Consider the following 14377-nt stretch of genomic DNA (forward strand, 5'->3'; position numbering starts at 1 on the left):
TAGCCTCTTAATAGTAAGCATTGCTTATAATATCATCCGCATCATGAATGATCTTGGAAGTATTAAAGCCCCCTCTTGGTTTTTAGATATGGATATTCCTAATGGTTCCTTATTATTACTTATTTTTCTTATTATTTTAAAAAGTGACAAAAGATAATAATCTCTTAAGCTACTTTTAAGTTTATTAAGATATATTATAATCATCCTAGTAAGGAACTAGCTTTTGTGAGCTAGAGGTAACATAATTTTTTCATAACTAATCTCCCCGAAGAAAGTCTAGAAATCTAGGCTTTCTTCTTCTTTTTGAGTTTTATTAGGATATTTTAAGAAAGTACTTGAAAACCCTTCGAAAAAAAGGGTAATATAGTTATATAAAGATTCTATTGGACAAGCGGTTACCTTGGAGGATTAGGAAGAAGAGGTTGGGAAGCCTGTACAATCGTATCTTTTCAGTGGTCTTTGGACTGCTGTTAAAATTCCTTAGGGGATTTTTTCTGCGATTTATGGTTTCTTTAAGGAAGGCGGGTTATACTTTAAGCCTCCTAAATAACTTTTACTGAACGCAGTTCAGTAAGTCTCGTTGGCTTACACTTTTTGTAGAACAACGAACTTTTCTTTTTCATAATCTCCAAAAGAGCTCAACACCATGTGTTGGGTTCTTTTTTTTGGCAATAAAAAAAACGCCCTTAGGCGTTTTGAATATGGCTTACATTTCGTCTGGAGCTTCAACACCGAGAAGGCGAAGGGCTTCTTTGAGGACTGTTGCTGTTGCATAGCAAAGAGCCAAACGGCTGTCACGTTCTGGGCTTTCGTCCAAGATACGTGTGTGCGCATAGTATTTGTTAAAGGCTTGAGCCAAGCTGATAGCAAATTTAGCAACGATAGATGGTTCAAAGTTGTCTGATGCACGGTTGATGATACGTGGGAAGTCTTGGATAAGTTTGATGATTTCCCAGCTTTCAACGTCGTTTAGGCTGTATGTAGCATCTGAATATGGCGTGAAGTTAGCCTTGCGCAAGATAGATTTGATACGAGCGTGTGCATATTGAACGTAAGGTCCAGTTTCTCCCTCGAAGGATACCATGGCATCAAGGTCAAAGTCGTACCCATTCATACGATCTGTTTTAAGGTCGTAGAATTTGATAGCTCCGACACCGACAGCATGAGCAACAGCTTCCTTGTCAGGCAAGTTTGGATTCTTAGCTTCGATTTGAGCTTGGGCACGGTTAACAGCTTCGGCGATAGTTGGCTCAAGCAAGATAACGTTACCTTTACGAGTTGACAATTTCTTACCGTTCTTAGTGACAAGACCAAAGGCAACGTGAGTCATGTCGTCAGACCAGTCGTAGCCCATTTCTTTAAGAACAGCTTTCAACTGTTTGAAGTGAGCAGATTGTTCATTACCAACCACATAGATGGCTTTGGCAAAGTCGTAAGTACGTTTACGGTAGAGGGCAGCAGCCAAGTCACGTGTGATGTAGAGTGTCGCACCATCTGATTTTTTGATGAGGGCTGGGTGTTCGATACCGTATTTTTCAAGGTTAACCACTTGGGCACCTTGAGATTCTTGGAGAAGTCCTTTTTCTGTCAAGATGTCAACGACTTCATCCATCTTATCATTGTAGAAGGCTTCACCGTTGTAGCTATCAAAAGAAACACCGAGTTCATCGTAAAGACGGTTGAATTCCACCAAGCTTTCGTCACGGAACCATTGCCAGAGGGCAGTTGCTTCCTCGTCACCAGCTTCCAATTTACGAAACCATTCACGAGCTTCTTCGTCTACAGATGGGTTTTCTTCAGCTTCGGCATTGATACGCACATAAAGTTGAAGGAGTTCGTTGATAGGGTTGGCTTTGACAGCTTCCTCGTTACCCCATTTCTTATAGGCAACAATCAGCATACCAAACTGTTTACCCCAGTCACCCAAGTGGTTGATACGGACCGGTTTGTAGCCTTGTTTAGCTACGATGTTGGCAAGAGCATCAGCGATAACCGTTGAACGCAAGTGACCGATAGAGAAAGGTTTCGCGATGTTAGGACTAGACATATCAAAGGCGATGTTACGTCCGTGACCGATGTTTTGGTCAGCGTAGTGGCTACCTTGAGCGATGACTTGGCCAAGAACGTCCGCTGAGATTTTTGATTTATCGAGGAAGAAGTTGATGTAAGGACCAACAGCTTCAACCTTTTCAAAGTTTGAGGCATCGATTTTTTCAGCGATGTCTGCTGCAATCATTTGAGGAGCCTTGCGCAAGACTTTTGCCAATGAGAAGGCAGGAAAGGCGAGGTCTCCCATGTCAGCATTTTTAGGGGTTTCAAGCAGATTTTGAATGTTTTCTTGTTCCAATTCGGGAACAACTTTGGCAATTTCTGCTGCAATGAGTTCTTTAGTATTCATAGGTACTCCATTTCAAATCTTGTCATTCATACCTATTTTACCATTATTTTAGTTAATAGGGTAGGGACAAGAAAGCATCTATTAGGAAGAATTTCATGAAAAAATACAAAAATTCTGTTATAATATGCAAAGAATATACATAAAAAGAGGAAAGATAATGAAGAGAGATCGTCAAGCTGTTATCAAACAGATGATTTCAAGAGATAAAATTGGGACACAAGAGGAAATTAAGCAACGCCTAGAGGCGGAAGGTATCACGGTTACCCAGGCTACCTTGTCACGTGACTTGCGTGAGATTGGCCTCTTGAAGCTTCGTGATGAAGAAGGCAGACTCTACTATAGTTTGTCTGAGCATGTGCTTCCAAGTTTGGATCCTACGGTTAAGGACTATGTTAAATCAGTTTCTCGTGCCCAGTTTATGTTAGTCCTTCACACAGAGTTGGGTGAAGCTGATGTTTTGGCCAACCTGATTGACAGTGATGAAAATCCTGAAATTTTAGGAACTGTTGCTGGAGCAGATACCCTCTTGGTAATCTGTAAGGATGCTGTGGTTGCTGAAAAACTGGAAAGCGAGTTTCACTGATGAACACTCCTCATCAGGATCTCCAAAAAGCCAAAGAAGAGTTAATCGACCTCCTCAAACACCATGAGGTGGTTCTTGCTTTTCAAGAGGCTGAGAAGGCCATTGGACAGGTGCCTCAAATCAGTCATCTGGCTGGACAGATGAAGGCTTATCAACAAGAAGCAGTGCTTTTTCAAAAAATCGAGAAACAACGTGCCTATGAGGAGGCAGGTGAGCAGGCAGATTTGATTCAGCATGAGTTGGAAAATTTGCCTATTGTTCAGGACTACCGTCAAAAAATGCAGGATGCCAGTGACTTGATCCAATATGTGACCAAGTCTATCGAAGAAAGGATTAACGAGGAGTTAAGACATGGCTAAGGAAAAAATATCTCCAGGAATGCAGCAGTATTTGGATATCAAGGAAAATTATCCAGATGCTTTTTTGCTTTTTCGGATGGGGGATTTTTACGAATTATTTTACGAGGATGCTGTTAAGGCTGCCCAAATATTGGAAATTAGCCTAACGAGTCGTAATAAGAACGCCGATAATCCCATTCCTATGGCAGGTGTTCCTTATCATTCGGCTCAAGCCTATATTGATGTCTTGGTTGAGATGGGCTACAAGGTAGCCATTGCTGAGCAGATGGAGGATCCTAAACAGGCTGTTGGTGTGGTTAAGCGTGAGGTGGTTCAGGTTATCACGCCAGGGACAGTGGTTGACAGTTCTAAACCTGATAATGCCAATAATTTCTTGGTAGCCGTTGACAAGGCTGGAAGTCGATTCGGTCTGGCCTATATGGATGTGTCAACGGGTGAATTTTTTGCGACAGAGTTGGATGATTTTAGTTCAGTTTGTAGTGAAATTCAGAATCTTAAGGCACGTGAAGTAGTGGTTGGTTATGATTTACCTGAAGCTGATGAACAAGTTTTGGTGAAGCAACTAAACCTTCTACTTTCCAAGGAAACAGAGGTTTACGATGATGTCCACTTGATTGACACCAGCTTGACAGACTTGGAAAGCAGTGTAGCGGGTAAACTTCTCCAGTATGTGCACCGTACTCAGATGCGTGAGCTCAGCCATTTACAAAAGGCTCAGCACTATGAGATTAAGGATTACTTGCAGATGTCTTATGCGACCAAGTCAAGTTTGGATTTGTTGGAAAATGCTAGAACGGGTAAGAAACACGGTTCTCTTTTCTGGCTCTTGGATGAAACCAAGACAGCTATGGGAATGCGTCTCTTGCGAACTTGGATTGATCGTCCTTTAGTGAATCAAGCTGCAATCATGGAGCGTCAGAATATTATCCAAGTTTTCTTGGACAATTTCTTCGAGCGTAGTGACTTGACTGAGAGTCTTAAAGGGGTTTACGATATTGAGCGCTTGGCTAGTCGTGTTTCCTTCGGGAAGGCTAATCCTAAAGATTTGATTCAGCTAGGTCATACCCTAGCTCAGGTTCCGGTCATTAAGGCAATTTTGGAGTCTTTTGATGATGAGGCCTTGTCACGTCTTTTACAAGAATTGGATGCTCTGCCAGAATTAGAGAGTCTGATTCGGTCGGCTATTGATCCCGATGCTCCTGCAACCATTACGGAAGGTGGCATTATCCGTGCTGGTTTTGATGAGACCTTGGACAAGTATCGCAAGGTGATGAGCGAGGGGACGTCATGGATCGCAGACATCGAAGCCAAGGAACGTGAAGCATCTGGTATTACAACACTAAAAATTGATTATAACCGTAAAGATGGTTATTACTTCCATGTGACTAACTCTAATCTTAGCTTGGTTCCTGACCATTTCTTCCGTAAGGCAACCCTGAAAAATTCAGAGCGCTTTGGAACTGCTGAGTTGGCTAAGATTGAAGGTGAAATGCTTGAGGCACGTGAAAAATCATCAACGCTAGAGTATGATATTTTCATGCGTGTCCGTGAGCAGGTTGAACGCTATATTGACCGTCTGCAATCTTTGGCTAAGGCTATTGCGACAGTCGATGTGCTTCAGAGTTTGGCTGTTACAGCAGAGACTAATCATTATGTTCGTCCTGTGTTCAATGATGAACATCGTATCGTTATTTATCAAGGTCGTCATGCAGTGGTTGAGAAGGTTATGGGCGTTCAGGAATATATTCCAAATACGATTACCTTTGACAGTCAGACCAATATTCAACTCATCACAGGACCAAATATGAGTGGTAAATCCACCTATATGCGTCAGTTGGCTTTGTCAGTTGTTATGGCTCAGATGGGCTCTTATGTGCCAGCAGATAGCATTGATTTACCGATTTTTGATGCCATCTATACACGTATTGGTGCTGCAGATGACCTGATTTCAGGTCAGTCTACCTTTATGGTTGAGATGATGGAGGCTAATCATGCTATTAAGCGGGCCACACCTAATTCCTTGATTATTTTTGATGAGTTGGGGCGTGGGACAGCCACTTATGATGGTATGGCTTTGGCCCAGTCTATTATTGAGTTTATTCATGACAAGGTCGGTGCTAAGACCATGTTTGCTACCCATTATCATGAGTTGACAGTCCTATCAAACAGTTTGACACACCTTGTCAACGTCCATGTTGCTACTCTTGAAAAGGACGGAGAGGTGACTTTCCTTCACAAGATTGTTGATGGCCCAGCCGATAAATCTTATGGTATTCATGTGGCTAAGATTGCAGGTTTACCAGCAGATTTACTGGAACGTGCTGACACCATCTTGACACAATTAGAGGGCGAGACAGTTACTATCCAACCTCAGGAAAATGTATCGCCTCAAGAACAGCTTGCCACTGAAACGCATGTCAATGAGCAAATCTCTCTCTTTGATGATTTTACTGAAAATCCAGTTCTTCAAGAGTTACGTGATTTGGACATTTACAATATGACACCGATGCAGGTCATGATGGCTGTAGCAGATTTAAAACAGAAACTATAAAAGAAGCTTGTCGATTGACAGGCTTCTTGTCTTTTATAGGTGTTTCAATTCTTGGTTGAGTTGTTCAATATCCTTTTTCATTTTCCAATAAGAGAAGACCCAAACGAGGAGATAGATAAGGCTGAATTCAATGACTAGCTCCAAGTAGAAAGTTAAACGTAGAGGGAACCATCCGCTGAGGGTAGCTAGTGGAATGAAACCTAGACAGGTCAAGGCGTAGTGAGTGAGGGTTGCACGAAGCAAACTCCACTCAGCCTTACGGAAAATATAACTAGCGATTTCAAAGAGGATACCGATAGCAAACCAAGTGATGAGGCAGTAGGCCAATACTATAGATCCGTGAACCTGATGTGACGTCATCCATTGTCCAATGGCTGAGTGAGGATTTAGAGGCATGTAACTTGGTGCCCAGATAAGAGACATAATCATGGATACGGCAAGTCCAATAAGGATGCCCTTTGTGCCTGATTTAAAAAGTTGCTTTTTCATTGTAATTTCTCCTTTATTGCTTTGAGGTAACGACGTGATGAGTAGGTGGTTTCCTTGTTTTTTAGGTGAATTTCAACGAGGCCGTTAGGGGTAATGTTGAAGCGTTCGATTTCTTTAAGATTGACAATTTCTGATTGTGAGATTTTGATAAAGTAAGATGGCAGTTTTTCTAAAACTTGATAGAGACGTAAGCCTAAGTGATACTCCCCTTGAATAGTTTCAGCTAGAACTTGACGATTTTCGATATAAATTCTGGAAATAGTATTAGGCTCGATGAGATAAGTTTCGCCATCCTTTTTTCCTTTGAGTCGTTGGTTATCATCCAAACTTTCGACAAACTCGACGACTTGCTGAATCTTGGGCGTCCGACTAGGTGCCTGAATCTGCAACGTTTCTTCTTGAAATACCGAGTCAATCTGAACTTTTAGTTTCATAACTATCCTTTCTTATTGGTAATTGAGGAGGCCTCCTCCCTTTCACACCTTTATTAAACACTATTTACCGGTCCACAGCAATAGCGTTTGTCTATGTGGTCCTATGTGGTGTCTAAGTGGTTGAAAATATTTTCGAAAACCCCTATACTTAATGAAAACGTACTGACGAGGTAATCACATGAAATCTATAATGAAATGGCTAGCAGGAATTTTTCTTGCTTGCAGTCTGATTTTGAGCTTTTTTACACCTTTTGAAAAGGCGCTAACACTGAACTTGCTCTTGCTTTATTTCTTTGTAAAGCAGTTTATGGATTCGACAAGCTCACCCAAAACCTACCAATGGATTTTCCAAATTGTCTACCTCTTGATTTTTTCTGGGCTCATTTGGTTCAATCTTCGTCATGGAGATATGATTGTTATAGCCACAGCCTTATCTTGGCTAACAGTTGTGTGTGAGTTATGGCTTTATAGGAAGCATCAGTAACAGTTAGAAACAGTGATCTCTCAACCTTTTAGAAGGGAAAATAATAATTATGCCAAAAATCATCGAATTACCCGAGGTGTTAGCCAACCAGATTGCTGCTGGTGAGGTCGTAGAGCGCCCAGCCAGTGTTGTCAAAGAGTTGGTGGAAAATGCTATTGATGCAGGCAGCACCCAGATTACCATTGAAGTTGAAGAATCAGGCCTCTCAAAAATTCAAATCACAGACAATGGTGAAGGAATGGCTCAAGCTGATGTGGCTATGAGTTTGCGCCGTCATGCAACGAGTAAAATCAAAAATCAAGGAGATCTCTTTCGTATTCGAACCCTTGGTTTCCGAGGTGAGGCCCTACCATCAATAGCTTCTATCAGCCACCTAACTATTGTGACAGCAGCGGATGGAGAAGCCTATGGGACTAAACTGGTTGCTAAAGGTGGAGAAATTGAGAGTCAGGATCCTATTTCAACACCAGTTGGAACAAAGATTACCGTTGAAAACCTATTTTATAATACCCCAGCTCGTCTCAAGTATATGAAAAGTTTACAGGCTGAGTTGGCCCATATTGTTGATGTTGTCAATCGTCTGAGTCTAGCTCATCCCGAGGTTGCCTTTACCTTGCTTAATGATGGTCGTCAGTTGACACAGACATCAGGTACTGGAGACCTCCGTCAGGCCATTGCTGGTATTTATGGTTTGACAACGGCTAAAAAAATGGTGGAGATTTCAAATTCTGACCTTGATTTTGAAGTTTCTGGATATGTTAGTCTCCCTGAGTTAACCCGTGCGAATCGTAACTACATCACGATTCTCATTAACGGACGTTATATTAAAAACTTCCTGCTTAACCGTGCTATTTTTGATGGTTATGGTTCTAAACTCATGGTAGGACGCTTCCCTATTGCAGTTATTGATATTCAAATTGATCCCTACTTGGCCGATGTCAATGTTCATCCAACCAAGCAGGAAGTACGTATTTCTAAAGAAAAAGAGCTCATGGCCCTTATCAGCTCTGCCATTGCTCAAAGCCTTAGAGAGCAGGATTTGATTCCTGATGCCCTTGAAAATTTGGCCAAGTCTAGTACCAGAGGTGCAACTAAGTCAGTCCAAACCAGTCTCCCACTCAAACAAACCAATCTTTACTATGATAGCAGTCGTAATGATTTCTTTGTCAAACCAGAGACAGTCCAAGAAGATATCAAACCTCTTGTATCAGAGTCTCCAGTTTTATCGGTAGAAAACAAACCGCAACCTTCTGTTAAACAGGCACAACGTTCAGTAGATGAAGGTGATAGCGAACACGAAAAACTCGATTATAAAAACAAGTCGAAAATGAAGCGTATGCTTGAAACTTTGGATAATGAGGAAACATCAACCTTCCCTGAATTGGAGTTTTTTGGTCAAATGCATGGAACCTATCTCTTTGCTCAAGGACAAGGCGGACTTTACATCATTGACCAGCATGCTGCCCAAGAACGTGTCAAGTATGAGTACTATCGTGAAAAGATTGGTGAGGTTGACAGCAGTTTACAACAGCTTTTGGTTCCTTATCTCTTTGAATTTTCAGGTTCAGATTACATTAGTTTACAAGAAAAAATGCTCCTTCTTAACCAGGTTGGTATCTATTTAGAGCCTTATGGGAATAACACCTTCATTCTTCGTGAACATCCTATCTGGATGAAGGAAGAAGAGATTGAATCAGCGGTCTATGAAATGTGTGACATGCTTCTTTTGACGAATGAAGTGTCCGTCAAGACCTACCGTGCTGAGTTAGCCATCATGATGAGTTGTAAACGTTCAATCAAGGCTAATCATGCTCTTGATGATTACTCTGCGCGTGACCTACTAGTACAGCTTGCCCAGTGTAAAAATCCCTACAATTGTCCTCACGGACGTCCAGTACTTGTCAACTTCACCAAGTCTGATATGGAAAAAATGTTCCGTCGTATTCAAGAAAATCATACAAGTCTACGTGATCTAGGGAAGTATTAAAACTTTTTTGGTCTTGCTTTACGAATAGGAATGTTAGATTTATAATAGTGGTGAAGATGAGGAGTCTTCTAATGTTTTAGCATATCATTGTAGGATGATTGCCTGATTTTTAAGTTAGGAGGTAGAGTGATGAGACACCTAACAAAAACTAATAAACACTTTTTACTTGTAGGCTTAACATTTTTAGCGACTAGCTTGATTTTCTATATTTTGGCCTGGTTAGGTCAACCAAGTTTGGAGAATACTCTAGTAAACGTTTCTAGCATTGCCTTTACTTTAGGCGTTGTAACATATATTCTATTAGGCCTGAAGATGATTATAGATACTTTAAAGACAAGTAGTCATACTTAAAATAGAGCAAACAGAATCCACTTTCGAGTGGATTTTTTGTTACAATAGTACAGCAGTACTTGAGATGACAAAATAAACACTCAAGACAATTATCTTACAAGTATAAAATGATAAAGCAAACCATTGACGAAACGAACGAGAAAGGAAATCACACGCCATGTATGATTACATCAAGGGAACTCTAGTGAAAATTACTGCCAAGTATATTGTTATAGAAGCAAACGGCTTAGGTTATATTGTCACTGTAGCGAATCCATATAGTTTTTCTGACCAAATGAATCAGACTATTCAAGTCTATCTTCATCAGGTTATTAGAGATGACGCTCACCTCCTTTTTGGTTTCCATACTGAAGATGAAAAAGAGGTATTCCTTAAGCTTATTTCAGTTTCTGGAATAGGTCCGACGACTGCCCTAGCCATTGTTGCTGTAGATGATAATCAAGGTTTGGTGGCTGCCGTTGATAATAGTGATATCAAGTACTTGATGAAGTTTCCAAAGATTGGTAAAAAGACAGCTCAGCAAATGGTTCTGGACTTGGCAGGGAAATTTGCAGAGTTACCAACAGAAACGACCAAGACGACACCAAGTCAACCTGAAGGGAATCATCAGTTGGATGAGGCTATGGAAGCCTTGCTTGCTCTTGGTTATAAAGCCGCGGAACTTAAGAAAATCAAGGCCTTCTTCGATGGAACTAATGAAACGGCAGAGCAATACATTAAATCAGCTCTTAAAATGTTGATGAAATGAGGTAAGCAATGGTCAATCGTTGTCGTTGGGTTCCAACAAACAATAAATTATATTGTGATTACCATGACAAGGAGTGGGGAAAGCCTATTGGTGACGATCAAAAACTTTTTGAGCTACTTTGCTTAGAAAGTTATCAGTCAGGACTTTCTTGGTTAACTGTTTTAAATAAACGCCAGGCCTTTAATCGTGTTTTTCATGACTATGATATTGAGCGTGTTGCCCGGTTTAGTCTAAGTGAACTTGAAGATGCGCTTCAAAATCCAGACATCATTAGGCACAAACTTAAGCTAGAAGCAACCGTAAATAATGCCAAACAAGTACTAAAACTCCAAGATGAATTTGGCTCTCTGTCTCATTATTTTTGGCATTACTTTGACGGAAAGCCCTTGATAAATAATGTTCCCACATATAAGGATGTCCCATCGTCAACTGATTTATCTCAACAGATTGCCAAAAATCTAAAAAATAGAGGGTTCAAATTTTTAGGACCGACTACTATATATTCATTTTTACAAGCCGCAGGATTTGTGAATGATCATGAAAATAACTGTGATTTCAAGGAAATGAGTAGATTTGATTGACAAGACGATAAAAACGTGTTAGTTTATAAACAAACATGTTTTTGAGATTATTTTACGAATAGTAATATAGGTGAACCAATGAAAGCTGAATTGATTGCAGTAGGAACTGAAATCCTAACCGGGCAAATCACCAATACCAATGCCCAATTTTTATCTGAGAAACTAGCTGAAGTAGGAATTGACGTGTATTTTCACACAGCAGTAGGAGATAATGAAAACCGCCTACTTTCAGTTCTTGATCAGGCTAGTCAACGTAGTGATTTAGTTATACTTTGTGGTGGACTTGGCCCTACTGAGGACGACTTAACCAAGCAAACACTGGCTAAGTTTTTAGAAAAAGAACTCGTTTTTGATGAGGAGGCAAGTAAAAAACTGGATAGTTTCTTTGCTACTCGCCCTAAACACACACGAACGCCTAATAATGAACGTCAAGCACAAATTATTGAGGGGGCTATTCCTTTGCAAAACCCTACAGGTCTTGCAGTTGGAGGCATCATTACTGCTCAAGGGGTGACCTATGTAGTTTTACCTGGTCCACCAAGTGAACTCAAACCGATGGTGAATCAAGAACTTATTCCAGCTCTTACAGAGAATCATACTACTCTTTATTCTAGAGTCCTAAGGTTTTTTGGTGTTGGAGAAAGTCAATTGGTGACTATTCTTAAAGATCTCATTGTTAACCAAACGGACCCAACCATTGCGCCCTATGCTAAAGTGGGAGAAGTAACACTTCGGTTGTCAACAAAGGCTTCTTCACAAGAAGAAGCAGACCAAAAACTAGATGTTTTAGAAAAACAAATTCGTTTAACTAAAACTCTAGATGGCAAATCCTTATCTGATTTTATTTATGGATATGGAGAATCTAATAGTTTAGCCTTTGAAGCTTTTCGTTTGCTTAAGAATCATGGTAAGACTATCACTGCAGCTGAAAGCCTAACAGCAGGTTTATTCCAGGCTAGTATTGCTGATTTTTCAGGAGCCTCACAAGTATTTAAAGGTGGCTTTGTTACTTACAGCATTGAAGAAAAAGCTAAAATGTTGGGGATTCCTTTGTTGCAACTAGAAGAACATGGTGTTGTTAGTCATTTTACAGCAGAAAAAATGGCTGAGGGTGCCCGAGCTAAGACAGATAGTGATTACGGAATTGCGCTTACTGGAGTGGCTGGACCAGATTCATTAGAAGGACATCCAGCGGGTACAGTATTTATTGGTATTGCTGATAGGAATCAAGCAAGGTCAATTAAGGTTGTTATAGGTGGAAGAAGTCGTTCTGATGTTAGATATATTAGTACCCTCTATGCCTTTAACCTAGTTCGCCAAGCTTTATTACAAGAAGACAACTTGATTTAAGTTTGTCATTTATCATAGAAAGAAGAGGAAATTAAGTGGCTAAAAAAACAAAGAAAACAGAAGAAATCACAAAGAAGTTTGGTGATGAGCGTCGCAAGGCACTCGACGATGCATTAAAAAATATTGAAAAAGATTTTGGTAAGGGTGCAGTTATGCGTCTTGGTGAGCGTGCAGAGCAAAAAGTTCAGGTTATGAGCTCAGGCTCGCTAGCTTTGGATATTGCTCTTGGTGCGGGTGGTTATCCTAAAGGTCGTATTATTGAAATTTACGGGCCAGAATCATCAGGTAAAACAACCGTTGCCCTTCATGCAGTTGCTCAGACTCAAAAAGAAGGTGGCATCGCAGCTTTTATCGATGCTGAGCATGCTCTTGACCCTGCGTATGCAGCAGCTCTAGGTGTTAATATCGATGAGCTTCTTTTGTCACAACCTGATTCTGGTGAGCAAGGCCTGGAAATTGCAGGTAAGCTGATTGACTCTGGTGCAGTGGATTTGGTTGTTGTTGACTCAGTTGCGGCCTTGGTACCACGAGCAGAAATTGATGGAGATATTGGTGATAGTCATGTAGGACTTCAAGCGCGTATGATGAGTCAAGCCATGCGTAAACTTTCTGCATCTATTAATAAAACAAAAACGATTGCTATCTTTATTAACCAGTTGCGTGAAAAAGTTGGCATCATGTTTGGTAACCCAGAGACTACCCCAGGTGGACGTGCTTTAAAATTCTATGCATCAGTACGTCTTGATGTACGTGGTAATACACAAATTAAAGGAACCGGTGACAAAAAGGACCAGAATGTCGGTAAGGAAACCAAGATTAAGGTTGTGAAAAACAAAGTTGCTCCACCATTTAAAGAAGCTTTTGTTGAAATTATGTACGGCGAAGGAATTTCACAAACTGGTGAACTTGTAAAAATTGCAAGTGATTTAGGTATTATTCAAAAAGCCGGGGCTTGGTTCTCATATAATGGGGAGAAAATTGGTCAAGGATCTGAAAATGCTAAGAAATATTTAGCAGATCACCCAGAGATTTTTGAAGAAATCGATCATAAAGTACGCGTACACTACGGTTTGATTGAGACAGATGAAGACGATGTTGTTGAAGGTACACAAGTTGAAGAAACCTCAGATGAACTTGTTTTAGACCTAGATTCAACCATTGAAATTGAAGAATAAATATAAAAGAGCCAACGAGCTCTTTTTTCTTTGTTTTAATCTAAATAAAAAGGGTCTATGATAATTGAAAAAGTCCCCAAGATTCAAAATAGGTCGCTAGACCGATTTTTTAAATCAAGGACAGTGATAAGATAATAGTATCATGTGACAGAAAGAGAGAATTAACATGATTAAGATTTATACAATCTCAAGTTGTACAAGTTGTAAAAAAGCAAAAACATGGTTGAACAACCATCAACTTCCTTATAAAGAACAAAACCTTGGTAAAGAACCACTTACAAAAGAAGAAATCTTAAACATCTTATCAAAAACAGAGAATGGTGTTGAGAGCATTGTTTCATCAAAAAATCGCTATGCTAAAGCTCTAAATTGTGATATTGATGAGCTTAGCGTCAGTGAAGTAATTGATCTGATTCAAGACAATCCTAGAATTTTGAAGAGCCCAATCTTGATTGATGATAAGAGATTACAAGTGGGTTATAAAGAAGATGATATTCGTGCTTTCTTACCACGTTCAATCCGTAATGTCGAAAATTCACAAGCACGCATGCGCGCAGCTCTATAAAAAGTAAAAAAGGAGATACTAGCGATCTTCTTTTTTACTTTAACCTCTGTCATAGAAAATAAGTGTTGACATTAGTTCGCAAACTTGATAGACTAATAAAGTCTTAAGGAAATTGTCCAGTAACAAAAAGTTTGAAAAAAACTTAAAAAAGTTATTGACAAGTTTAAGCAGAGATGATATTATAAATAAGCTGTTTCGGAAGGGACGGCTAACACCGAGAAGTAAAAAAACTTTAAAAAAGGTGTTGACAAGTTATTCTATCTTTGATAGAATATAGAAGTTGTCTCAAGAGAGGCAAAGACCTTTGAGAACTGAATAAGAA

The 14377-nt window shown here is 40.0% G+C and carries 14 protein-coding genes; 11 read left to right on the forward strand and 3 right to left on the reverse strand.

Going from position 1 to position 14377, the window contains the following annotated elements; genetic code table 11:
* Positions 1-706: 706 nt before the first annotated feature.
* Entirely contained in the window at positions 707-2398 is a 1692-nt protein-coding gene (gene argS, locus RDY04_RS08400) for an arginine--tRNA ligase (RefSeq protein WP_303951068.1), read from the reverse strand.
* Positions 2399-2552: 154 nt separating this feature from the next.
* On the opposite strand from argS, the gene argR reads away from it, so the two are divergent.
* Genes argR through mutS form a run of 3 tightly spaced genes read left to right on the forward strand, consistent with a single transcriptional unit; the run spans position 2553 to position 5891 of the window.
* A complete protein-coding gene (gene argR, locus RDY04_RS08405; protein ID WP_303951101.1) occupies positions 2553-2981 on the forward strand; it encodes an arginine repressor in 429 nt (142 codons plus the stop codon).
* On the forward strand, positions 2981-3340 hold the full coding sequence (locus RDY04_RS08410) for a YlbF family regulator (protein ID WP_303951071.1): 360 nt from the start codon (positions 2981-2983) through the stop codon (positions 3338-3340). Before argR ends, RDY04_RS08410 begins: the two co-directional genes overlap by 1 nt.
* Positions 3341-3359: 19 nt before the next feature.
* Positions 3360-5891, forward strand: coding sequence for a DNA mismatch repair protein MutS (mutS, locus tag RDY04_RS08415; protein WP_374110374.1), 2532 nt, complete (start codon positions 3360-3362; stop codon positions 5889-5891).
* Positions 5892-5924: 33 nt separating this feature from the next.
* Here mutS and RDY04_RS08420 read toward each other — a convergent pair whose 3' ends face one another.
* Positions 5925-6380 (reverse strand): DUF3021 domain-containing protein, encoded by a 456-nt coding sequence (locus RDY04_RS08420; protein WP_295495605.1) that lies wholly within the window; start codon positions 6378-6380, stop codon positions 5925-5927.
* The gene (locus tag RDY04_RS08425; protein WP_295495602.1) at positions 6377-6814 is read right to left on the reverse strand and encodes a LytTR family DNA-binding domain-containing protein; all 438 of its coding nucleotides are present in this window, start codon (positions 6812-6814) and stop codon (positions 6377-6379) included. The genes RDY04_RS08420 and RDY04_RS08425 overlap by 4 nt, the downstream gene beginning before the upstream one ends.
* 178 nt (positions 6815-6992) lie before the next feature.
* Between RDY04_RS08425 and RDY04_RS08430 the strand changes: the two genes are divergently transcribed.
* From RDY04_RS08430 to spx, 8 genes are all read left to right on the forward strand, one after another.
* Positions 6993-7298 carry a hypothetical protein gene (locus RDY04_RS08430; RefSeq protein WP_118189692.1) on the forward strand — a complete coding sequence of 102 codons (306 nt, stop codon included), beginning with the start codon at positions 6993-6995 and terminating at the stop codon, positions 7296-7298.
* Positions 7299-7347: 49 nt separating this feature from the next.
* Positions 7348-9285, forward strand: coding sequence for a DNA mismatch repair endonuclease MutL (gene mutL / locus RDY04_RS08435; RefSeq protein WP_303951082.1), 1938 nt, complete (start codon positions 7348-7350; stop codon positions 9283-9285).
* 129 nt (positions 9286-9414) lie between these two features.
* Positions 9415-9636: a hypothetical protein gene (locus RDY04_RS08440; protein WP_303951084.1), complete on the forward strand. Its 222-nt coding sequence runs from the start codon at positions 9415-9417 to the stop codon at positions 9634-9636.
* A 157-nt stretch (positions 9637-9793) separates the two neighbouring features.
* Complete coding sequence (gene ruvA, locus RDY04_RS08445; RefSeq protein WP_278628398.1) at positions 9794-10384, forward strand: Holliday junction branch migration protein RuvA; 591 nt, start codon at positions 9794-9796, stop codon at positions 10382-10384.
* An 8-nt stretch (positions 10385-10392) separates the two neighbouring features.
* Positions 10393-10965: a DNA-3-methyladenine glycosylase I gene (locus tag RDY04_RS08450; RefSeq protein ID WP_303951085.1), complete on the forward strand. Its 573-nt coding sequence runs from the start codon at positions 10393-10395 to the stop codon at positions 10963-10965.
* A 78-nt stretch (positions 10966-11043) separates the two neighbouring features.
* The gene (locus RDY04_RS08455) at positions 11044-12315 is read left to right on the forward strand and encodes a competence/damage-inducible protein A (RefSeq protein WP_303951087.1); all 1272 of its coding nucleotides are present in this window, start codon (positions 11044-11046) and stop codon (positions 12313-12315) included.
* Between the two features lie 35 nt (positions 12316-12350).
* Positions 12351-13490, forward strand: coding sequence for a recombinase RecA (gene recA, locus RDY04_RS08460; protein ID WP_303951089.1), 1140 nt, complete (start codon positions 12351-12353; stop codon positions 13488-13490).
* Between the two features lie 166 nt (positions 13491-13656).
* A complete protein-coding gene (gene spx, locus RDY04_RS08465; RefSeq protein ID WP_303951091.1) occupies positions 13657-14055 on the forward strand; it encodes a transcriptional regulator Spx in 399 nt (132 codons plus the stop codon).
* The last annotated feature ends 322 nt before the right edge of the window (positions 14056-14377 follow it).

Source organism: uncultured Streptococcus sp. (assembly GCF_902463925.1).
Taxonomy (GTDB): domain Bacteria; phylum Bacillota; class Bacilli; order Lactobacillales; family Streptococcaceae; genus Streptococcus.